The sequence below is a fragment of the Actinoplanes sp. 13 genome, assembly GCF_056134165.1.
In genome coordinates, this window is the sequence record NZ_JBVYOQ010000053.1 from 1 (window position 1) to 21,720 (window position 21,720).

Below are 21,720 nucleotides of genomic sequence, written 5' to 3' on the forward strand. Positions count from 1 at the left end.
CCTCCAGCCAACCCTGCCGCGTCTGTTCTCCCCCCCCCGGCAAGCCACACCCACCCCCCCCCCCCCCCTCCCCGCCCCCCCCCCCCCCCGCCCGGCTCCTCCTACTTCGGCGTCAGCCGGATCACCGGCAGCAGCCGGTCGGTCTTCTCCTGGTAGTTCGCGAACTGCGGGGCCTCCCCGGCGATCCGCCGCCAGGCTTCCTCCCGCTCCGGCCCGTGCAGCTGCTCGGCGACCACGTCGACCGTCTTCCCGGCGCTGATCAGCCGCACCTTGTCCGGGTTGGCCGCCAGATTGTGGTACCACGCCGGGTTGCCGGCCGCCCCGCCCGCCGACCCGACCACCAGGCAGGCGCCGTCCGCCTCCGGGAAACCGCGCAGCGGGCTCTCCCGCAGCGCGCCACTCCTGCGGCCGACCGTGACCAGCACGACCAGACCGCCGCGACCCTTCCGGACCCGGCGGGTGACCAGCTTGTTCGCCCAGGTGAGGAACCGGCCCTTGGGCTGCCGGGCGCCCCGGGTGCCGGCCTTCGTGTCGAAGCTCATCTCTACCTCCGGGACAGAAGTTCCACCACTCGCCCCACAGTAGTTCGCTCCCGGCCACGGATCATGCGCCACCAGGCCCGCGGGATTCCCTAGCGCGCCAGGCCCAGGCCGAACATCTCGGTGAGGCCGGTGATCCGCAGCTGGTTGTGCACGAAGTCGTTCGGGTTGCGCAGGGTGAACCGGGCCCCGATGTGCCGCGCCGCCTCGTGCCCCGCGACGAGCGCGCCGATCCCCATCGAATCCATGAACGTCACGAACGTCAGGTCCACGATCATCACCCGGGGGCGCTGCCGGTGCACCGCGTCGAGCAGCGACGTCCGCATCCCGTCGACGGTGGCGGCGTCCAGGCTGCCGCGCACCTCGACGACGATCGCGCCGTCCGCCTGACGCCGTGTCGTCATCACGGCCTCGCCCATCACACCCCCCGAGCCGGCAATCTGCCCGTTTTGCCCACCGTACAGTCCGCTCCGCACGCCTCGCAGGCTGCCGCGCGGTTCGGTGATCACGGCGCACAGCGCGTACGCCGCCGCGGTTTTCTCCCCCAAGGAGTCCGGCGCGGCAACTCGGGTGACCGGTTTCGGCGCATCGCGCCGATCATCTTGCGGGGCTCAGCCGGACCGGGCCACGGTGTCAGGGCGGCCGCACGGCTGCCGACCGAGGGGAGGCGCGCATCATGACCGGTTCCGCTCAGCAACACCGGGGCCGGCGCCACGGGATCTTCGCGATCCGCGACGTCGGCTCACTGATCACCGAGACCGGCGAGGAGGGCACCACCCTCAAGCGGGCGGTCAGCGCCAACCAGCTCACCGCTATGGGCGTCGGCGCGATCATCGGCACCGGCATCTTCGTGGTGATCGGCGAGGGCTCGTCGATCGCCGGCCCCGCGGTGATCCTGTCGTTCGTGCTCGCCGCGGTGGCCTGCGCCTTCTCCGCACTCTCCTACGCCGAGCTGTCCTCCTCGATCCCGGTTTCCGGCAGTGCGTACACCTATGCCTACGCCACGCTCGGCGAACTCGTCGCGTGGATCATCGGCTGGGACCTGATCCTGGAGTACGGGGTGGCGGTGGCCGCCATCGCGGTCGGCTGGGGCGGCAACCTCAACGCCTTCCTGGACGCCGCGTTCGGTGTGGCCCTGCCGGACGCGATCGCCACCTCCCCCGAGGACGGCGGCGTGTTCAACCTGCCGGCCGTGGTGATCGTACTGGCCATAACGTTCCTGCTGGTGCGCGGCGTGACCGAAAGCGCCCGCGCCAATCTGATCATGGTTGTGATCAAGCTCGCGGTGCTGGTCTTCTTCATCGTCGTCGCGTTCGCCAACTTCAGCACCGGCAACTTCAGCCCGTTCGCCCCCGCCGGGGTGGAGGGCATCACCGCGGCAGCGGCGATCATCTTCTTCGCGTACATCGGGTTCGACGCCGTCTCGACCGGCAGCGAGGAGGCCCGCAACCCGGCCAAGGACCTGCCGCTCGCCATCATCGGCTCGCTGGTCATCTGCACGGTCTTCTACGTGCTGACCGTGGTCGGCGCGATCGGCATCGCGACGCCCGAGCAGATGGCCGGCAGCGACGCGCCGCTGGCCGCCGCCCTCGACGAGGGCGCCGGCCTGGGCTGGGCGGCCGCCATCCTGTCGCTCGGCGCGGTCGTCGCCATCACCAGCGTCGTTCTGGTCATCTTCTACGGCCAGACCCGGATCTTCTTCGCCATGTGCCGCGACGGCCTGCTGCCGCGCCGGATGGCCGCGGTCAACCAGCGGTTCGGCACCCCTGCCCGCCTCACCGTCACGCTCGGCGTCTTCATCGCCGTCCTGGCCGCGCTCGTCCCGCTCGGCACCATCGTCGAGCTCGTCAACATCGGCACGCTGTTCGCCTTCGTGCTGGTCAACATCGGCGTGATCGTGCTCCGCCGGACCCGCCCCGACATGCCCCGCCCGTACCGCGTGCCGTGGTCCCCGGTGCTCCCGATCCTCGGCATCCTCTTCGCCGTCTACCTGATGGCCGACCTGCCGTTCGACACCTGGCTCCGCTTCCTCGCCTGGCTCGCCGCCGGTCTGCTGATCTACGCCTTCTACGGTTACCGCCACTCCCGCCTGCGCAGCGAGGCCGCCACCGCCCCGTCCGCCGGCGCGGGCCCGTCGTCCACCGCCGGCCCGTCCGACGGTGCCGGCCCTTCCGACGGTCCGTCCGCCGGTGACCCGCGTTCGCCCCGCGACGGGGACCCGTCATGACCGCGCCCGGCCCCGTCGTGGTCGGCGTCAACCACGGCCCCACCGCCGCCGACGCGCTCACCCTCGGCCGCTGGGCGGCCCGCACCCTGGACGTCCCGCTGATCGTCGCCGTGGTCCACCCGGCCCCGTCCGCTCTCGGCTCCGGCCGGGTCGATGCCGAATGGACCGCCGACCGCCACCGGGCCGCCGAAGCCGTCCTCGACACCGCTCGCGCCGCCCTCGACGACGAGCCCCGGACGGAGTACCGGATCGTCGCCTCCTCGTCGGCCGCCCACGGCCTGCACGACCTGTCCGTGAACGAGAACGCCTCCCTCCTGGTGGTCGGCTCCAGCACCGCCGGCCCCACCGCCCGCCTGTTCGCGGGCAGCACCGCCGAGCGTCTCCTTGCCGGCAGCGTCTGCCCGGTGGCCGTCGCCCCCGCCGGCATGCCCGAACCTCCCGGCACCCACGGCCGCATCGGCGTCGCCTATGTGGACACCCCCGACGGCCGCGCCGCCCTGAACCGCGCCGCTGAGCTGTCCCGCCGCACCGGCGCGCCCCTGCTGCTGGTCACCGTCGTTGCCCGCGGCGACGCCGCCACTCCGTTCCTGCTGGGCAGCGACGCCGAACGTGCCTTCCTCGACACCGCCCGCGAGACCTACGAGGAGGCGCTCCGCAAGGCCGCCGCCTCGGTCCCCGACGTCACCGTCCACTGGGAGATCCGCTCCGGCGACGTGGTCGAGGCCCTCGCCGACCTCGCCGACGTCGATGTCCTGATCTGCGGCTCCCGCGGCTACGGCCCTACCCGCCGCGTCCTGCTCGGCGGCGTCTCCACACGCCTTCTCCGGCGCGCCCGTCGCCCTCTCGTCGTGGTCCCGCGAGCCGATTGACCCTTTTCTGGTACGACCGGCAACCGTCACCCCCATTCCAGACCGTCCCGCGCTCCACGCGGCGCGGGTGCCGCGCCGGCCTTTGCCGCGCCCGCCGGGCTGAGCTCGGTGGTCACCCTCCACACCGTCCCGCCCATGGTGCCCATCACCACCGCCCGCGCCCGGGTTACCGACGCCCCGGGATCGGCGCAGCGTCACCGCATCCAGGTCGCCAGAACCTCGCTGGTGGGGCGACTAGCTGACCCGGCGCACTCATACATACCGCTTGCGCTTTGCAGACGGTTTACCTAGGCTGACACCGGTTGCGAACCGCAATCGGTTGTCGAGATCGCCGGCGGTCGGGGGATCACGGAAGTCACGGCGGCTACACCGACGAATGTGCCGGTCGCGCTCGATCGCGCCCGGACGGGAGGAAGTTCGCGATGGCGAAATTCGTGACGATCGGATACGGCGACCAGGCGGGCTACGACGCCACCGACCGCGCCGTGCGGGACGCTGCGCACGCGCATGACGACCGGATACGCGGGGAGGGGGTCGTCATGGGTGTCGCCGGCCCGCCGGTGCAGGTGCGGAACCACGGCGGCATCGCGGTGACCACGCAGGCCGGCCCGTTCCTGTCCGCCGCATCGCCGGTGGCCGGGTTCGCCGTCATCGAGGCGCCCACGCTGACCGACGCCATCGACATGGTGTCGCGGACGCCGTGCGCTGTCGCACAGGGAGTCGTCGAGGTGTGGCCGCTGCACGACTGACCGGCGAGCTCAGCCCGGCGGGCGCGGCAAAGGACGGCGTTGCACGGCATCGCGGGGAGCTGGCGGGACGGCCCGAACGCGGCGGGACGGGCTTTGCCCGTACCTCCGCTAGGAAGCTCTGTGCCTGCCCACCCGGTCGGCCGGAGCGGTTCGCATCCCGGCGTCCGCCGTCGGTGCCGAAGCGGCGCGCTCGTCCCAGGGTGAGAGGGCCGGCGCCCGCTCGGTCTCGGGGTTGAGATCGGTCAGCGGCACGTAGACGCGGGCGTCGACGGCCTCGGCCAGCAGCAGCGCGGCGACCAGGGCGGTGGGGCGGTCGAGCGGATCCTTGGCGAGGCAGCGGGAGCAGAGGTCGAGCACCTCGGGAGGCAGGCCGTCGATCTCCGGCAACGGCTCGGGGTCGTCGAAGCGCTGCAGGGTGACCAGCTCGGTGTTGGTGCGGGCGCTCCACGGCAGGCGGCCGGAGAGGCAGTGGTAGAGCAACGTGCCCAGCGCGAACATGTCGGTGGCCGGGGTGGCGGGCATGCCTTCGAAGCGTTCCGGGGCGATGTAGGCGGGGGTGCCCATCACCGGGCCCTCGGGGTCGGGGTCGGCGGAGCCGGTGAACGCGGCGATGCCGAAGTCGAGAACCTTGGCGCCGGCCGGGGTCAAGATGATGTTGGCGGGTTTGATGTCGCGGTGCACGACCTGCTCGGCGTGGGCGGCCGCGAGCGCGGCGGCGACCTCGGCGCAGATGCGGACCCCGATCTGCCAGTCCAGCCGGCCGGCGGCGAGGTGCACGCTGAGCGTCTGGCCCTCGACCAGCTCCATGACGATGTAGGGGACCTCGCGGTCGGGGCCGGGTGAGGTCCCGAAGTCGTGGACGCCGGCGACGTTGGGGTGAGCCAGCCGGGCGGCCGAGCGGGCCTCGGAGCGGACCAGTTCGACGCCGACCTCACCGAGGGTGCCCTCGACGGCAGGCGCCATGATCTTCACAGCGACCGGGCGGTCGAGAACGCGGTCGTGGCCGCGCCAGACCTCGGACATGCCGCCGAGACCGATGCGGTTCACCAGTTGGTACCGCCCGCCCAGTGTTCGCATAGTCCCTCCCCTGCCGTGCCCACGACGGCAGACGGCGCTCCGGACCAGGCGTTACCCCGGGCTCCCATCCACAAACCCGGCCCTCGGTGACGGGACCGCCGATCGGGTGGTCCGGTGACTCTGTCGGGCGACGGTGATGGCCGGTACGGAACAGCACAGCGCCCGGAAAGAAATGGCGGAGCCGGCCCTTGTGGGATCGGCTCCGCCACCGACACAGTGCGGCTGTTTGTCTCGCAGCACCCTGACGTCGGCAGTCACGTTAGGTCACGGGCGCCGGAACCGTGTTACCGGCCCCGGCAAAGGTGATCACGCTCTCTTCCACGGCGAAGCGGGAGACGACGTAGCGCTCAGTCACCTGCTCAGGCAAGTTCGGTGCGCAGGTCGTGCGCCCCGTCCTCCCGGGTGGCCTCGTAATAGATCCGCTGCCGCCCGTCGGGGAACTCGGCCAGGCTCAGGTAACGCAGGCCGTTCGGCGCGTGCGGGCTGCCGATCGGGTCCCGGTCCTCGGCGGTGAGCGGGCCGAACGTGCCGTCCGGCAGGCGGGCGCCCCGGGCAACGCCGGTACGCTCCTCCCAGTTCTCCCCCGCGGTGGCGCGGCCGTCGTAGGAGGCGGTGATCTCGTCACCGTCGACCCGGACCGAGGAGATCCGCACGCCACGGGCGTCCCAGTGGCCGGGGCGGCCGGCCAGCGCGGTGCGCTGCCAGGTCCACTCCACGCCGTCCGGGCTGGTGGCGTACTCGGTGGTCATCCGGTCGGCGTCGTCCCAGCTCTCCAGCGGGTGCACCGACGCCCACAGGTGCCAGCCGTGCTCGTCATGGTGCACCACCGGGTCCTTCACGCCGATGGTCTCGTCGCCGGCCAGCACGGTCCGGGCCGGCGCGTTGCTGAGCTCCTCGGGGGTCTCGGCCTCGAGCAGGTCCACCCGCCAGTGCTTGGTGCCGGGGGTGGCCGCGCTGACGTAGAGCCGCCAGCGGCCCTCCGGCGTGCGCACCAGGGCCGGCCGTTCCAGCGACTCGGCGGCGAACATGTCCTTGCCCACCTCGGCGACAACCTCGAAGGTGAGGCCGTCGGCCGAGCGGGCCACCACGTTGGCGATGCCGCGGCCGGCGCCGATCGGCAGGCGCAGCCGGTAGGCGAGATAGACGTAGCCATCCGCGACCACCGTGCTGGGCGCGCCGGACCACGCTCCCGGCTCGGCACCGGGAGGTTCCACCACCACGGTGGACTCTTCCCAGCTGGGCAGTGGCAGGGCCGTGATTCCAGTGGTCAAGGGTGCTCCCGGGGGGATTACGGCTACGGAACCCGTCAAGTGTGCAACATCTATCGGGAAAGTGGGGTTTATCAGACCCGGGCGTGTCGGTCGAGACTCAGCCAGTCGTCGTACGACTCACCGGTCACCTCCTGGAGCAGGGCGATGTCCGCGGCGAAGTAGGGCAACAGCGCGGCCCGCTCGGCCGGCGTGGTCACCGGCCGGTTGCCCCGCTTGCGGTGCAGCAGCGTGAGCAGCGGCCCGCGGGCGGCCAGGCGCAACGGGACCGGGAACCGGTGCCCGAAGGTGCCGCCGGTCCGGAGCAGGCCGCGAAGCACGCTGTTCACCCCGTTGTCCTCAACGAAGTGCCGGTTCACGTTCTCCCTCGGGATCGAGGTGAGCACACCTGTCCGCACCCCGAGGAAGGCGCAGACCCGGTCGAGCGTCTCGGCGGGCTTGTCCTTGAGGTCGCGGTAGCGCAACAGCAGCACCTGGTCACGGGAGAAACGCTGATAGAGGTGCTCCAGCTGCGCGCCGTAGAGGCCGAGGCTGATGTAGTGCCAGAAATCCGCCCAGTTCTGGGCCTTGCGGTCCTGTTCGGCGCGGCAGGCGGTCAGGAAGTCGGCCTCCTCCTCGAGCCCGGCCACCCACAGGTGGGTCCAGTTGGAGTGCGCGCGGTCCACCGGGTCGCGGAGCAGGATGATCAGCTTGACGTCCGGGACGAGTGCCTGGATGCGGTCGTGTGCCTTCAGGTCGTACAGATAGAAGGGTGTCGCCTCGCCGCGCAGCGTGCCCGGCGGCGCGGGCTCGAAGAGCGCCTCGTAATCCTCGCGGCGCCAGACGTGCTCCTGATAGGTCTGCACGTCACCCGGGCCGCCGACCGCGGGCGGCGGGCCGTCGGAGAGGAAGAACTTGGGTTCTTTCACCGGGGGCAGGAAGAGCTCGGGATGGTTCACCAGGGCGGCGTGCAGCGCCGTGGTGCCGGCTTTGGGGACACCGGCGATGAGGAAGTCGGGCAGAGGCATGAGGTCCCCCTCGTGGTGCGACAGGTCGCTCTAAATGAGAGTTAGCCTACAGATCCACTAGGATTTCGCAGCCTTGGTCCACGTGCCGGACAGCACATTTGCCCGGCCGCCGCGATCTGAAACCGCGGGGACGTCAACGGGAGCCGAGAAGGCGCCGCCACCACACGGTGGTGCGGAAGCGCGGGCAGGTGCCGTCACACAGCGAGCACTCGCTGCCGGCGCGGTAGTGCTCGTGCGCGCGGCGCGGATGACCGCAGACGCAGAGCTCGGTCTCATCGGTGCCCACCCGGTGAGGGTAGCCATTCGCATGTCGCCGTCAAAGCAACCCGCCCGAGGACACTCTGCGTAAGCACTTCAAGCCTTAAGGCAACAATCCGTAATATCCGCCTTGTCCGGAAATCGGATCTTGCCGACCCCGCAACGGCATTCGTTGACATCTCACCCGAGTGATCCCCCGCCGATGACCGGTGTCTGTTACTCAAAGTAGCCGTCGGCCCGTTTGAACTGATGAGCCTGTCCGAAAGGCCTACCTTTGCCCACGCTGAAAAGGCAGGTTTGGTCCGGCTGTGACGCTCATGGTGTTGACGCTACGTAATCCCTTGCTAGGTTGTCCCCCTGAAGCGAGCGGCCCGGCGAACCCTCCCCGGAAATCGCAGAACGAGTCGCATTGCCGCCCCCGGAAGGGACCGACATGGAGCTTTCGCACGTGAATTCGCACACCGACAGTAGTCGCCCTCACTCACCGACGGTGAGTGTCGTGATCCCCACGCTCAACGAGGAGCGGAACCTTCCGCACGTGTTCGCGAAGCTCCCGGCGATGATCGACGAAGTGATCATCGTGGATGGCGGCTCGGTCGACCGCACCGTGGAAGTGGCCCGGGAGCTCCGCCCGGACGCGGTGATCGTGCAGCAGACCCGGACCGGCAAGGGCAACGCGCTCGCCTGCGGCTTCGCCGCCTGCACCGGCGACATCATCGTGATGATCGACGCCGACGGCTCGACCGACCCGGCCGAGATCCCGCTCTTCGTCGACAAGCTGCTCAACGGCGACCACTTCGTGAAGGGCTCCCGGTTCAGCCACGGCGGGCACAGCCACGACATCACCAAGCTGCGCAAGCTCGGCAACGACGGGCTCAACATGGTGGTGAACGTGCTGTTCCGCACCCACTTCACCGACCTGTGCTACGGCTACAACGCCTTCTGGCGCTCGGTCGTGCCGGCCCTCGACCTGCCGGACGTCTCCCTGCCGCGCCCGGCCGACGGCAGCAAGCTCTGGGGCGACGGCTTCGAGATCGAGACGATGATCAACATCCGCGCGGTGGCGGAGAAGCTGAAGGTCGGCGAGGTCGGCAGCACCGAGCACGAGCGCATCTTCGGTGAGAGCAACCTCAACACCTTCCGCGACGGCTTCCGGGTGCTGCGCACCATCTTCAGCGAGTTCGGCCGGATGCGCGGCCGGCGCCGCGCCAAGATCGCGCCGTTCGTCGAGCACCTGCGGGCCCCGGCCGCCCCGACTGCCCCGGCCTCGGCGCCGCCGCGCGCCGCCGAAGCGCGCAACATCGCGCAGGTCGTGAACGCGCCCGCCGCCCAGCGGCGCGACGCGATGGGCGTCAACCGCACGATGCGCCCGGCCGAGGCCGGCCGCCGCGTGGAGGACCTGGGCGTTCGGCCCACCCAGGACCTGCGGGCCCTCCGGGCGCGGGCGATGGACGACCTCGGCGCCATGCAGACCCAGGACATCAACCAGCTGCGCAGCCGCGCGTCGCTCGACGACTGACCCGTCGCAGAGCGCCCTCCCGCCACAGGAGCACTTCCGTCGTGAACCCCACTCCCCTCGCCGTCACGATCGTCATCCCCACCTACTCCGAGGTGCGCTGGGATTACCTGACCCGCACCCTCGCCTCGGCACGGTCGCAGTCGCACACCCCCGACGAGATCGTCGTGGTCGTCGACCACAACCCCGCGATGTTCGAGCGGATCCGGCGTGAGCTGCCGGGCGTCACGGTGCTCCAGAACGCGTACGCCCAGGGTGTCTCCGGCAACCGCAACACCGGCGCCTTCCACGCCCGGACGCCGCTGGTCGCGTTCCTGGACGACGACATCGTCGCCGACGCCCACTGGCTGGCCCGCCAGATCGAGCCGTTCGCCGATCCCACGGTGGTCGGCACCGGCGGCGCGATCCAGCCGGCCTGGGAGGGCCCGGCGCCGCGGTGGATGCCGGCCGAGTTCCTGTGGGCCGTCGGTGGGTCGTACGCCGGAATGCCCACCGAGACCGCGCCCATCCGCAACGTCTGGTCGGCGAACATGATCGTGCGCAAGGACGTGTTCGAGGCCGCCGGTGGCTTCCGCGTCGGCTTCGGCAAGCTCGGCTCCCGCAACCGGCCCGAGGACACCGACCTCTGCCTGCGGATGAGCCAGGTCGGCGGCGGCCACTGGATGTACGTGCCGAGCGCCGTCATCCAGCACGAGGTTCCCGCCGAGCGGGCCAGCTTCCGGTTCTTCGTCCGGCGCTGCTACGCCGAGGGCCGCGGCAAGGTCCAGATGGCCGGCCTGCACGAGAACGACGCCCTGGGCGCCGAGCGCAGCTACCTGTGGTCGCTGCCGAAGGCCGTGGCCCGCCACGTCGGCGCGGCCGCCGCCGGCAAGGGCGCCGACCACCTGCTGCGGGCCGGCGGCGTGATCGCCGGCGTCACCGCGGCGGGCGTGGGCGGCGTCGTCGAGACCGTCAGCGCCAAGCGCGCCGGCAAGCAGGGGGAGACACGATGACGACCGTCGATGTTGCGGAGTTCCGTCCCGCGGTGGTGCTGGACCTGGACCTCGCCGACCCGTTGCCGCGGATCGACCCGTACGCGGCGGACGGCCGCCGGGTCCAGCAGGCCTGGGCGCTGATCCGGCTCTTCACCGAGCCGCTCGGCCACGTGCTGGTCGACGTGCCGGAGTACGGCCTGGCGCCGGAGCAGCTCGCCGCCGCCGTCGAGACCGAGCTCGGCCCGGCGGTCCGCGCACGGCTCGGCGGCCACCCCGTTCCGGTCCACGGCTACGTGCCGGACACCGAGCCTGCGTTCCTGGCCGGCCGGCGCGCGGTTCTCGCCCGGGCACCGGAGATCACCGTGGTGGTCTGCACCCGGGAGCGGCCCGGTGCGCTGGCCCGCTGCCTGGACAGCCTGTTCGCCCAGCAGTACCCCGCGTTCCGGATCCTCGTGGTGGACAACGCCCCGGTCACCGAGGCCACCGCCGAAGTGGTCCGCTCGGCTGCCCGGCGCGGCCCGGTCGAGTACCTGCGGGAGCCGAAGGCGGGCCTGTCGTTCGCCCGCAACGCGGCGGTCGCCGCGGCCCCGGGGCAGATCCTGGCCTGGATCGACGACGACGAGACCGCCGACCCGCACTGGCTGGCCGAGGTCGCCCGCGCGCTGGTCATGCATCCGGAGGCGGACGTGGTCTCCGGCGTGATCGTGCCGGCCGAGCTGGAGACCAAGGCGCAGCTCTGGTTCGAGCAGTTCGGTGGGCACAGCAAGGGCCGCGGGTTCCGCCCCGACACGTTCGGGCCGCACACCGCGCACCTGCAGAGCCCGCTCTACCCGCTGCCGCCGTTCGGCACCGGCGCGAACATGACCTTCCGGCCCGGGGTGATCGAGCGGATCGGCGGCTGGGACAACGCCCTGGGCGCCGGCACGCCGGCGATGGGCTCCGAGGACACGCTGGCCTTCACCCAGGTGCTGCTCACCGGCGGGACGATCGTCTATCAGCCGACCGCGGTGACGCATCACTACCACCGGCCCGACTTCGAGGGCCTGCACAAGCAGATGGTCGGGTACGGGACGGGACTGACCGCGGCGTACACCAGCCTGCTGATGCGGCAGCCGAGCCTGCTCTGGCGGCTGATCAAGCTGGCGCCCACCGCGCTGCGCGACCTGACCGGTGCGGACAGCCTGCGGGTGTCGACCCTGCAGGACGACTTCCCGCGGGAGCTGCTCACCGCGAACCGGCGCGGAATGATCGCCGGCCCGCGCGCCTACCTGCGGGGACGGCGAGCCGCCCGGGCCAAGCTGCGCGGGGCCACTCGCTGATCTTCCGGCGTACCATCACCTTGAGTGACACTTCGCTCACCGTTCGCGGTGGGCGAGGTGCGAAGAACAGCTGTGGAGGCTCTTTTCATGGGGGACCAGCCGACGTCCGACGATGATCGGACGCCGGACGAGGCCACCGCGGCCGTGAAGGCGGACGTGAAGCCCGCCGAGCAGGCCGAGGCCGCCACCGAGACGGCGGACGACGCGGAAGAGCCCGATCCGGGGAAGGAACCCGCCGCGCCGGGCGAGAAGACTGTCGTGATCAAGCTTCCGGCTGAGCCGTCCGCCAAGGCCGAACGCAAGAACCCCGGCGACGAGACCGTCATCATCAAGCTCCCCGGCAAAGAGGCCCCGGCCCGCAAGCCGGTGGGCGACGACACGGTGATCATCCGGCTGCCCGGCAGCAAGCCGAAGAAGAAGCCGGTCGGGGACGACACCGTCGTCATCCGCCTGCCGCAGGCCCCGAAGTCCACGGCGGCCGGCCGCGCGAAAGTGGCCGAGACCGGCGACCGACCCGGCGAGAAGACCGTCGTCATCCGGGTGCCCAGCACACCGAAGCCGGCTCCGGCGCCCGGGCCCTTCGATCTCGGCCACGCCCCCTGGGTGCTGGCGCTGTCCGGCCTGGGCGTGGTGCTGGTCGCGCTCGCGTACGGCGGCGGCCGCCACGAGTCCTCCTGGGCCATGACCGGGTACTGGATCGGTCAGATCATCGTCTTCACCCCGGTGGTGTTCCGGCTGCTCAGCCGCCTCGCCGGGGTGGCCGAGTCGTTCCTGCTGGTGATCGGGCTGGCGGCCAGCCAGTACATGCTCAAGTGGATGTACAGCCCGGACCAGTTCCGGTTCCCCGACGAGCTGCAGCACTGGCTGGCCACCATGCTGATCACCGAGTCCGGCGAGCTGTTCCGGCCCAACCAGGCGCTGCCCCCCGCCGTGCACTTCCCCGGCCTGGCCGAGATGGGCGCCGCGTTGTCCCAGCTGACCGGCCTGCCGGTGACCGCGGCGGGCACCCTCGTCGCCGGGGCGGCTCACCTGATCTTCGTCGGCATGCTGTTCGCCGCGGTGCTGCGCTCCAGCAACTCCCCCGCCATCGCCGGCGTCGCCTGCGTGACGTACGCGACGGCCATGCACTACCTCTTCTTCAACTCGATGTTCCTGTACCAGACGGCCGCGCTGCCTTTCTTCATGCTCACCGTCTGGGCGTACCGGCGGTGGCGCACCGGCGGCGGGCGCGCGTTCGTGGCGCTGGCCGCGGTGGGCATCGCGATGACCACGGTGAGCCACCACGTGACCGCTTTCGCGCTGGTCGCCACGCTGATGCTGCTCGCCGTCGCGGAGCTGACCCTGGAGCGCCCGCGCCCGTGGATCACGCTCGCCGTCCCGCTGACCGCGCTCGCCGTGGTGGCCTGCTGGATCGGATTCGTGGCCCAGGACGTGATCGCCTATCTCGAGTCACCGCTGGAGGGCCTCACCGCGTCACTGAACCAGCTGCTCGGCGGGGCCGACGAGAACGCCACGGCCACCAAGCCGGTGCCGCTGACCCAGCTCACGGTCCAGGGCCTGGGCCTGGTCGGCCTGCTCGTGCTCTTCCTGGCGGTGGCGCGCGACATGCTGCTGCGCCGGGACCGGGACGCCTGGCGGTGGGCGGCGCTGATCGGCGGCGCGGTCTTCTTCGCCGGCAACGGGGCGCGCTTCCTCGGATCGAACGGGCCGGAGATCGCCGGCCGCCTCTCCACGTTCACCTACATCCCCATGTCGATCGTGGCCGCCATCGCCATCGTGTACGCGGTGCAGATCATCCCGCCGAAGGACGAGCTCGGCCGGCGCTGGCGGTCCGCGCTCCCACCCGGCGTCGCGGTCACCACCGGACGGCGCCTCGCCGGTCAGGTCTACCTCGGCACCGCGCTGATCACGGTGCTGATGATCGGCGCCCGCACCGGCGGCTGGCCACCGGTCTCCGCGCTGCTGCCGGGCCCGTACCTGCCGGCCGCCTACGAGCGCTCGGTCGACGCGTTCGGGGTCGACGCCGCCCGCTGGCAGCAGGCCACCCTGCCGCCCGGCTCCCGGGTCGGCGGCGACATCACCGCGGTGGCGCTCTCCTCCACCTACGGCCGGATGGACCCGGTCCGCGAGGTCGGCGAGCTGTTCTACGCCGACCGGTGGACCGCCACCGAACGCGAGATCGTCCGGTCCCGCGGCGTCGAGTACCTGGTCGTCGACGAACGGCTCAGCGATGACCTGCCGCCGGACACCTATTTCCAGGGTGACCCGATGGCCGGCCGGATCACCGAGCCGATCCCGCCCACCCACCTGTTCAAGTTCGACTACCTCCCGGACCTGTCCCGGCTCTACGACAACGGGCACGTCCGGATCTACCAGATGGGACAGCAGTGACCACGGCCCGGGCCGGCACACTCGCCGGTGTGACCGTCGCGGCGGGAGCTGCGGTTCTCTTCGGCCCCCTCGCCCTGTCGGTGCCGGGCGGGCTGCTGCTCGCCTTCGTGCTGCCCGGTACCGCGCTGGCCGAGGCGATGTTCCGGCCGGGCCGGCGCGACATCGGCGTGGTGGAACGGCTCGTGCTCGTGCCGGCGCTGAGTTTGGCGGTGCTGGTGCTCGGCGGCCTCGGGCTGTGGGCGATCGGTGGCAGCCTCAACCGGGCGGGGTGGCTGTCGCTGGCGGTGGCGGTCACCCTGGTGGCGATCGGCGCCTCGGTGGCGCGGGTCAAGCTCGGTGGGCCCTCTTCGAGCCCGGCCCCCGCTTCGAGCGCGGCGCGTTCTTTGAGCGCGGCCCCCGCTTCGAGCGCGGCGCCTTCTTTGAGCGCGGCGCCCTCTTCGGCCACTGCGTGGCCGGCTGCTGCTGTCCGGATTCGCGCGTTCTTCCGGCCGGCGCCGGACGTGCTCAAGCGCCGCCTCCTCCGCGACGTGCTGCCGCTGACCCTGGCGGTGGCGCTGCTGGCCGGGATCGGCTGGTGGTCGTTCGCGGACTCGGAGCGGACCTACGACGTCGCGGTCACCACCCTCTCGGCGGCGCCGCCCGGACCGGTCGGCGCGGACGGGAACCGGCAGGTGCAGGTCAGCGCCGCCGGGCTGGCTCCGTCGGCGGGACCGTACCGCCTGGTGCTCTCCGGCGCCGAGGGCGAAGCCATCACCCAGCAGAGCCTCGATCCGGGTACGACCGGCGACTGGACCGGACGGCTCGCCGTGCCCGCCGAGGAGCGGGTGACGATCGAGCTGTTCCGGGCCGGTGAGTCCGCCGCCCTCCGCACCGTGATCATCGCGGCTGCCCCGTGAGCCGCCGCCCCCAGTTCCAGTTCGTCGCAGGTGCCGCTGTGTTCGCCGCCCTCACCGCCTGCTCCCCCGGCCCCGCCGAATCCCCCGCGGAACCAACCCCGTCCACCGCCCCGTCCACCGGCCCGTCGTCGGCCGCGATCACCGTTCCCACCTTCATGCCGCCCGCCGAAGCCCTCGCCGCCGCCTCGACTCCCGAGGGCAGGCGCTCCGCCCGGACCCGGTTCTCCCTGCCCCGCGAGGCCGGCGCCTGGCCCGGCACGAACGGCCTCTCCGGCGTCAACGGCTTCCCCGTCCTGAACAGCGAGTCCGTCGACCGGTTCTGCGCCGACCGTGGCCGCCCCTGCCCCGTCGCGCAGACCTACACCGACCGGACCGACTACGAGTCCATGACTCGTGGCACTGGTTGGACGTTCGAGTTCTTCGACAACTTCGACGGTGTCCTGGTGGTCTCCCAGGGTCTGGTGCCGGACGGGGGTGAGGAGTTGCTGGACGACTGCGCCGCCGGCGATTTCGACGGGCACTGGCGCGACTTCGGTTCGCTCATGGTCGAGCACGACCGCGGCGACTCCGTGGTCCGCCTCGGCTGGGAGATGAACGAGTCGACCATGGGCTGGCGCGGCCTCGACACCACCGACTACCTGGCCTGTTACCGCCGGGCGGCCGACAACCTGCGGGCCACCAACCCGAAGGTCGTCCTCGACTGGACGATCAACGGCCACAACACCCCGGCCGGCCTCTGCGGCGGCCTGAGCACCAATTGCTATCCGGGCGACGACTACGCCGACATCATCGGCATCGACAACTACGACCACCACCCGTGGTCCCCCACGAAAGCCGCTTTCGACCGCACCGCCGCCGATCCCGAGGGGCTGGACTGGCTGTTCGCCTTCGCCCGCGCCCACGGCAAGCTCTTCTCCGTGGGCGAGTGGGGCATCATGCCCACCGCCGACGCCGGCAAGGACAACCCCGACTTCATCACCTGGATGCGCGGCTGGTTCGCCGCCCACGCGCCGCACCTGGCCTATGAGGCCTACTTCCAGCGGTGCGACGGCGACGTCTCGCAGTCCAGCATCCTGAGGCCGGACGATCCTGACTGCCTTCCCAACCCGGGCTCGTCCAGCAGATACCGGTCCCTCTACCAGAGCTGACGTCTGGCACGCGTGGGCTTTCGCCTGGCAGGCGCGCGCTGCCGCCCGGCACCCGGCACGCCGCTCGGCGCGCGTGCAGTGCCGCCCGGCACTCGTGCGGTGCCGCCGGCACTCGACACGCCGCCCGGCGCGCGTGCAGTGCCGCCCGGCACCCTGGACGCCGCGGTCAGCATCTGGAAGAACCGCAGGTCGTACGGGATGGTCGCGTCGAAGAGCTGGCCGCCGGCGTCGACCCGGACCGTGTTCCGGCGGTGCGATCAGCGGCCCCTCAGCCGCCGAACCGGGGGCTCGTGGCCATCGCCTTGTAGGCGGCCAGCGAAGCCGGATCCGTGTCGACCCGCCACTTCTCCGGATAGCTGTAATGCGTGTCGGTGTCGAACCAGGCCACCGCGCCGATCGCAGGCCGCTCGCGTACGTACCGGGCGAAGTCGGCGATCCAGTCGGACTTGGTCGAGCCGCCCTTGTCGATCGCGCCGGTCTCGGTGATGATCATCGGCTTCAGTGGCGAGTACTGCCGGTAGACGGTGTCGAACAGCGTCTCCGGCGACTCGTCGTGCAGGTTGTAACCGGAGACGCCGACCCAGTCGACGAACTCGTCACCCGGGTAGTACTCCTCGGTCCGGTTCCACGACTCCTTGGGGTTGTAGTTCCAGTTCGGGCTCCACACCCAGGCGACGTTGTCCGCGCCCTCCTCGCCGAAGATGCGGTGCAGCCGCCGGAAACAGGAGACGTACCCGTCGGGGTCCTTGCCGTTCTTGGCGCCACCCCAGTCGTACCAGCCGCCGTTCATCTCCCAGCCCCACCGCAGCATCACCGGCCGCCCCAGGTCCCGCAGGCGCCGGGCGCCGCGCGCGATCATCTCGTCGGACTTGCCGTTCAGGATGTCGCGATATTTCGCGCCCCGCCAGGAGACGAGCGGGTAGGCGCCGCGGGGCAGGTACGGGATGGACGACGGCAGCTGGTCGTTCCACCCGTAGAACAGGTGCACGATCTTGTGCTTCCGGCCGAGCTGCTCGTTGCGCAGCTCCAGCGCCTCCTTGTAGCTGAGCCCGTCGAAGCCCAGGTAGGCGCCGAACAGCGCCTTGCCGGCGACGAACGGGACCGTGCCGCCCAGGTCGCCGGTGGCGGCGGAGAACGGCGCCGGGGTGGCGCTGGGTGCGGGCGCGGCGGACGGCGCCACGGTCGCGTTGACCGGGCTGGGCGACGAGGACGACGTCGCGGTGGCCCGGTGGTAGCCGAACGCGCCGACCGGGACGGCCGCCAGCGCGGCCAGGCCGAGGAACCCGCGCCGGCTGATGTTGGAGACCTGGGAGGGATGGCGGTGCGAGTGGGTCACGTCAGGTTCCGCCCGGCCGTGCGCGCCATCTTGCGTACCATCCGCCAGCCCGGCTGAGCGAGCCGCTTCAGGCGCGGCACCAGCGCCGACCCCGCGCCTTCGACGATCGACACCAGATCGGCACCGCTGTGGTCGGGGGTGGGCTGGAACCGCGGCACGGCCAGCCGCCGCTCGCCCGGCTTGTGCATCCGCCGCCCGACCTCGGTGGCGTTGTCGTGCCCGGCGGCCGCGACGACCTCACGCACCCGGCGGGTGTTGTAGCCGTGCGGGTAGGCGAACGACCGCACCTTCAGCTGGAGCTTCTGCTCCAGTTCGTCGTGGCTACGGACCACCTGGTCGCGCAGCTCCGCCGGGCTGAGCACGTCCAGCGGGTGGTGGATCATGCTGTGGTTGCCGATCTCGATGCCCGGCACGGTGGCGACCTCCGCCAGCTCGCGCCACGTCAGCATCGGCCCGAAGGCGGGCGCCCACGCACCGAGCCAGTTCGCGTGCCCGCCGCCGAGGTGGCCGACCGAGGCGTAGAGCGTTGCCCCGGCGCCGGCCGCCCGCAGAGCCGGAACGCCCGCGGTGAGGAAATCCCGGTAGCCGTCATCAAAGGTGACTGCAACCATTTTTGCTGATATTTCCGACCGACCGGTCGCGAGCTCGTCGAGCGCCGTGGAGAGCCCCACCAACCGGTACCCGGCCGCCGTCAGCGCCGCCAGCTGCTCCGCGAGCAGGTCGGGCGGCACCGCGAGATCACGCAGCGGCCCGTCCACCGCAGAGACCGAGTGATACATCAGCGCCGGCAAGGAAAACTCCCCAGGCGTCACCGCGTCGGTCACCAAACCCCCCTAGTCACAGGCCCGGGAAGCCTAACAACGCAAGCCGGTGCGCCGGTTCCTCCATCTGGCCAATTCACACTACAACGAGTAACCTCCAGGCATCTCCGACCCGCTCACCAGCGTAAACAAAGTCACGGATCAGTGACACAGAGTCATAACTGAACCGTTGCCACCACGCCGACGTATCGGAGAACGACACCGAGACCGCTCTACCCCGGGAGCGCGCACCATGTTCCGCCTCATCCAGCTGCACACCGAAGACGGTGTGCCCCGCATCGGCGTCGACGCCGACGGCTACGTCAGCGCCCGCGCCGCCCTGGCCCACTACCGCACCGCCCCGGCGACCTATTTCGCCGTCGGCCGCTTCGACCACGAGGGCACCCTGACCGAGGTGATCCTCGACCCGATCTGCGGACTGGACGGCGCCTGCCAGCGCCCGGCGTCCGTGGTGCACGCCACGACCTTCGAGCGGCTCTGCGAACGGTGCGCCTCCGGCATGGACGTGCTGACCGTCCCGCAGCTGGCCCGCCGCCTCGGCATCGCCTGCCGGCTGGCCCCGTCGGTGGCCCGATTCCGGCAGGGCACCCTCGGCGGCCTGCGTGCCCCGGCCGGCAACCGGATCGCCCGCGAGTTCGCCGACCACGTCCATGACGCCCGGTGGCGGCGTCAGCTCTGCGCCGAGCTGGCGCAGAGCCCGACCGCCCTGAACGGCCTGTTGATCGGGGCCGGCGCGCTCAGTCACCGGCAGGTGCTGGACCTGTTCCCGGCGCTCAGCGCGCTCGGCGACGAACTTCCGGCCGGGGTCCGTGCCGACCTGTCCGGGGCCACCACCCGCCCGCTCTCCCCGGCCGGAGTCGCCGGGCTTCGGCTGGGCCTCACCGCACGGCCGTGATCCGCAACGTCAGGACGAACCCAGCGGGATCCGCACCACCTCGCCGGCGCCCCGGCAGACCGCGCAGGTGGTGACATAGGCGTGCCGGTCGTGCACGGCCAGACCGCCCGGGGCGGTCAGGCCCGACGCGATCCGGCGCGGTCCTCCGGGGGTCGTCCGCACCAGCACGCCCGACGACTCCAGCACATACAGCCTCGCGTCCGACCAGGCCAGATCGACGATGCCGGCGAACCCGCCGGCGTACACCCGCGGCGTCCGCCCCGGCTCCACCCGCCAGATCCGCCGCTTCTCGGCGACGTAGAAGGCGCCGTCCGGCCCCTGCGCGACCGACGTCGGCGCCGGGATCCGGGCGACGGTCTGGACGCGGCCCTTCGGCCCGACGCGGAGCAGGGCGCCGGCGGCGGCATCGGCCACCAGATGACCCCGGCCGGCGGCGAGCACGGCCACCGGTTCGCTTGCGCTTTCCTGCACGCCCATGTCGTACGACCTGAGTAAGGTCTCCGGGGCCGCAACCGCGTGGTGCAGCGCCCCACCCGGGCCGACCGACACGTCCGCAAGCCCGGCGGCCTCGCCACCCGCCGGCAGGGCGAGGGACGGAAGGTTCCGCACGATCCGCTCCTGCCGCCCGTCCTCGATCCTGGTGATCGCTCCCGAGCGCCCGAAACACCGCAGTTCGCCCTGTCGTCCCGGGCGGCACGGCCCGGCACCCCCGCGCCCCGCCTCGGCGACGTAAAGCTCGCCCGCCGGGCCCACGGCCAGGCCCCGTGGATTGTCGAGCCCGGACGCCACCACCCGGCTTCGCGACCGATCCGGATCGTCCACCGGTCCCGCCAGTCCCACCGCCGCGGCCGTCAGGCACGCAGCCAGCAGCACACCGCCAGCGATCATCTACTGCCCCCGTGTAGTCGATGCTCCCCGGACAGGCTCCGCCGTCCCACCTTCCGGCAGGCCACTCAGTCATGGATCCGACGAGGCTTTCCGCCGGCCGGGTCACACCGGCACGTTCCGTTCCGGCGTACCGCGAAGGTTTCTGTCGGACCCGAGTGGCATGCTTGCCCTCATGTCAGTGGGTGAGGCGGTCGAGGCGAAACCTCGTCGGCGCGCGTCGCGCGCGCGGTTCGGTGCGGTGGTCGCAGCGGTTCTGCTGCTGCTGTTCGGCGTGCCGTGGGCGACGTTGATCTGGTCCGGCAATCAATGGCCGACGCCGGTGCTCGCCGTCGGCACGGCCCTGTTCGTGCTCGTCGCGGCGGCCTTCCCGGTCCTGATGTTCCGCGGTCACAGCGGGCACAGCGACACCGCGTCCCGGGTCGCCGACACCCTGCTCGGCGTGGTCTGGGTGCTCTTCGTCTGGTCGGTGCTCGGTCAGGTGCTGGGCCTGGCGCTCGCGCTGGCCGGCGTCGCCGACCCGGTGCGCTCCCGGGTGGTCACCGCGGCCGTCCTGGTGATCTCCGTCGTGCTGCTGGGCTATGGCTACGCCGAGGCGATGCGCGTCTCCCGGGTGCGCCGCGTCGAGGTCACCCTCCCCCGGCTCGGTCCCGGCCTGGACGGGTTGAAGGTCGTGCAGATCACCGACACCCACTACGGCCCGATCGACCGTTCCCGCTGGTCCCGCGGCGTGGTCGAGGTGATCAACTCGCTGGGCGCGGACATCGTGGCGCACACCGGCGACATCGCCGACGGCCAGGTCGCCCAGCGGCTCAGCCAGTCCAGCCCGCTGCGCGACGTCCACGCGCGCCTGGCCCGGGTCTACGTGACCGGCAACCATGAGTACTACAGCGGGGCCCTCGGCTGGGTCGAGCACATGACCGAGCTCGGCTGGGACGCCCTGCACAACAGTCACCTGGTCGTCACCCGCAACGGCGACTCGCTGATCGTCGCCGGCGTCGACGACCGCACCGCCGCCGGCTCCGGCCTGCCCGGCCACCACGCCGACCACGACGCCGCCCTGGCCGGGGCCGACCCCGCCCTGCCGGTGCTGCTGCTGGCCCACCAGCCCCAGCAGATCGGCGCCGCCGTCGCCCACGGCGTCGACCTGCAGCTCTCCGGCCACACCCACGGCGGCCAGATGTGGCCCTTCCACTACCTGGTCCGCATCGACCAGCCGGTTCTGCAGGGCCTGTCCCGCCACTCCGACCGCACCCAGCTCTACACGAGCCGGGGCACCGGCTTCTGGGGCCCGCCGTTCCGGATCTTCGCCCCCAGCGAGATCACCCTCCTGACCCTTCGCGCACCCAGACCCGCACCAGGCCCCGCACCCACGGCCGAGGGTGCGACCGCACCCACACCGGCCCCCACACCGGCGCCCACCGACCCGCCCGCCTGACCACGACTCGAACCCGCGCTTCACCGGTGAGGGTCCGTACCAAGATCGGTGTTTTCGGCTTTCGGTTAGTAGGTTTCGGCGGCCGGCCAGCGGTCACCGAAGGTGAT

20 protein-coding genes are annotated in these 21,720 nt (G+C 71.6%); 11 read left to right on the forward strand and 9 right to left on the reverse strand.

Going from position 1 to position 21,720, the window contains the following annotated elements; all coding sequences use genetic code 11:
* Positions 1–101: 101 nt before the first annotated feature.
* Positions 102–542 (reverse strand): nitroreductase/quinone reductase family protein, encoded by a 441-nt coding sequence (locus AC0NH5_RS42225; RefSeq protein ID WP_474413968.1) that lies wholly within the window; start codon positions 540–542, stop codon positions 102–104.
* Between the two features lie 89 nt (positions 543–631).
* Complete coding sequence (locus tag AC0NH5_RS42230; protein ID WP_474413971.1) at positions 632–943, reverse strand: STAS domain-containing protein; 312 nt, start codon at positions 941–943, stop codon at positions 632–634.
* Positions 944–1,215: 272 nt separating this feature from the next.
* Between AC0NH5_RS42230 and AC0NH5_RS42235 the strand changes: the two genes are divergently transcribed.
* From AC0NH5_RS42235 to AC0NH5_RS42245, 3 genes are all read left to right on the forward strand, one after another.
* Positions 1,216–2,766 carry an amino acid permease gene (locus tag AC0NH5_RS42235; RefSeq protein ID WP_474413974.1) on the forward strand — a complete coding sequence of 517 codons (1,551 nt, stop codon included), beginning with the start codon at positions 1,216–1,218 and terminating at the stop codon, positions 2,764–2,766.
* Positions 2,763–3,635, forward strand: a complete 873-nt coding sequence (locus tag AC0NH5_RS42240) for a universal stress protein (RefSeq protein ID WP_474413977.1) — start codon at positions 2,763–2,765, stop codon at positions 3,633–3,635. Before AC0NH5_RS42235 ends, AC0NH5_RS42240 begins: the two co-directional genes overlap by 4 nt.
* A gap of 422 nt (positions 3,636–4,057) precedes the next feature.
* Positions 4,058–4,384 carry a YciI family protein gene (locus AC0NH5_RS42245; RefSeq protein ID WP_474413980.1) on the forward strand — a complete coding sequence of 109 codons (327 nt, stop codon included), beginning with the start codon at positions 4,058–4,060 and terminating at the stop codon, positions 4,382–4,384.
* A gap of 108 nt (positions 4,385–4,492) precedes the next feature.
* Here AC0NH5_RS42245 and AC0NH5_RS42250 read toward each other — a convergent pair whose 3' ends face one another.
* The 4 genes from AC0NH5_RS42250 to AC0NH5_RS42265 all read right to left on the reverse strand — a co-directional run bounded on the left by AC0NH5_RS42250 (position 4,493) and on the right by AC0NH5_RS42265 (position 8,022).
* Positions 4,493–5,461 (reverse strand): serine/threonine-protein kinase, encoded by a 969-nt coding sequence (locus AC0NH5_RS42250; protein WP_474413983.1) that lies wholly within the window; start codon positions 5,459–5,461, stop codon positions 4,493–4,495.
* 359 nt (positions 5,462–5,820) lie between these two features.
* Positions 5,821–6,732 carry a hypothetical protein gene (locus tag AC0NH5_RS42255; protein ID WP_474413986.1) on the reverse strand — a complete coding sequence of 304 codons (912 nt, stop codon included), beginning with the start codon at positions 6,730–6,732 and terminating at the stop codon, positions 5,821–5,823.
* A 71-nt stretch (positions 6,733–6,803) separates the two neighbouring features.
* A complete protein-coding gene (locus AC0NH5_RS42260) occupies positions 6,804–7,736 on the reverse strand; it encodes a sulfotransferase family protein (protein ID WP_474413989.1) in 933 nt (310 codons plus the stop codon).
* 133 nt (positions 7,737–7,869) lie between these two features.
* Positions 7,870–8,022 carry a hypothetical protein gene (locus AC0NH5_RS42265; protein WP_474413992.1) on the reverse strand — a complete coding sequence of 51 codons (153 nt, stop codon included), beginning with the start codon at positions 8,020–8,022 and terminating at the stop codon, positions 7,870–7,872.
* Positions 8,023–8,493: 471 nt separating this feature from the next.
* Here AC0NH5_RS42265 and AC0NH5_RS42270 point away from each other — a divergent pair, with 471 nt between their 5' ends.
* The 6 genes from AC0NH5_RS42270 to AC0NH5_RS42295 all read left to right on the forward strand — a co-directional run bounded on the left by AC0NH5_RS42270 (position 8,494) and on the right by AC0NH5_RS42295 (position 16,238).
* A complete protein-coding gene (locus tag AC0NH5_RS42270; protein WP_474413995.1) occupies positions 8,494–9,513 on the forward strand; it encodes a glycosyltransferase family 2 protein in 1,020 nt (339 codons plus the stop codon).
* 41 nt (positions 9,514–9,554) lie between these two features.
* Positions 9,555–10,502: a glycosyltransferase family 2 protein gene (locus AC0NH5_RS42275; RefSeq protein WP_474413996.1), complete on the forward strand. Its 948-nt coding sequence runs from the start codon at positions 9,555–9,557 to the stop codon at positions 10,500–10,502.
* A complete protein-coding gene (locus AC0NH5_RS42280) occupies positions 10,499–11,803 on the forward strand; it encodes a glycosyltransferase family 2 protein (RefSeq protein WP_474413999.1) in 1,305 nt (434 codons plus the stop codon). The genes AC0NH5_RS42275 and AC0NH5_RS42280 overlap by 4 nt, the downstream gene beginning before the upstream one ends.
* 87 nt (positions 11,804–11,890) lie before the next feature.
* On the forward strand, positions 11,891–14,194 hold the full coding sequence (locus tag AC0NH5_RS42285) for a hypothetical protein (RefSeq protein ID WP_474414001.1): 2,304 nt from the start codon (positions 11,891–11,893) through the stop codon (positions 14,192–14,194).
* Between the two features lie 29 nt (positions 14,195–14,223).
* Positions 14,224–15,090 carry a hypothetical protein gene (locus AC0NH5_RS42290; protein ID WP_474414002.1) on the forward strand — a complete coding sequence of 289 codons (867 nt, stop codon included), beginning with the start codon at positions 14,224–14,226 and terminating at the stop codon, positions 15,088–15,090.
* A 38-nt stretch (positions 15,091–15,128) separates the two neighbouring features.
* A complete protein-coding gene (locus tag AC0NH5_RS42295) occupies positions 15,129–16,238 on the forward strand; it encodes a glycoside hydrolase family 26 protein (protein WP_474414005.1) in 1,110 nt (369 codons plus the stop codon).
* A 268-nt stretch (positions 16,239–16,506) separates the two neighbouring features.
* Here the strand turns inward: AC0NH5_RS42295 and AC0NH5_RS42300 are convergent, their stop codons facing one another.
* Positions 16,507–17,574, reverse strand: a complete 1,068-nt coding sequence (locus AC0NH5_RS42300) for a glycoside hydrolase family 26 protein (protein ID WP_474414008.1) — start codon at positions 17,572–17,574, stop codon at positions 16,507–16,509.
* A complete protein-coding gene (locus tag AC0NH5_RS42305) occupies positions 17,571–18,365 on the reverse strand; it encodes a polysaccharide deacetylase family protein (protein WP_474414011.1) in 795 nt (264 codons plus the stop codon). Before AC0NH5_RS42305 ends, AC0NH5_RS42300 begins: the two co-directional genes overlap by 4 nt.
* Positions 18,366–18,627: 262 nt before the next feature.
* Here AC0NH5_RS42305 and AC0NH5_RS42310 point away from each other — a divergent pair, with 262 nt between their 5' ends.
* Entirely contained in the window at positions 18,628–19,290 is a 663-nt protein-coding gene (locus AC0NH5_RS42310; protein ID WP_474414014.1) for a hypothetical protein, read from the forward strand.
* A gap of 9 nt (positions 19,291–19,299) precedes the next feature.
* On the opposite strand, the gene AC0NH5_RS42315 is transcribed toward AC0NH5_RS42310, so the two are convergent.
* Positions 19,300–20,178 (reverse strand): ScyD/ScyE family protein, encoded by an 879-nt coding sequence (locus tag AC0NH5_RS42315; RefSeq protein ID WP_474414017.1) that lies wholly within the window; start codon positions 20,176–20,178, stop codon positions 19,300–19,302.
* Positions 20,179–20,350: 172 nt separating this feature from the next.
* On the opposite strand from AC0NH5_RS42315, the gene AC0NH5_RS42320 reads away from it, so the two are divergent.
* Positions 20,351–21,613: a metallophosphoesterase gene (locus tag AC0NH5_RS42320; RefSeq protein ID WP_474414021.1), complete on the forward strand. Its 1,263-nt coding sequence runs from the start codon at positions 20,351–20,353 to the stop codon at positions 21,611–21,613.
* Positions 21,614–21,720: the final 107 nt, after the last annotated feature.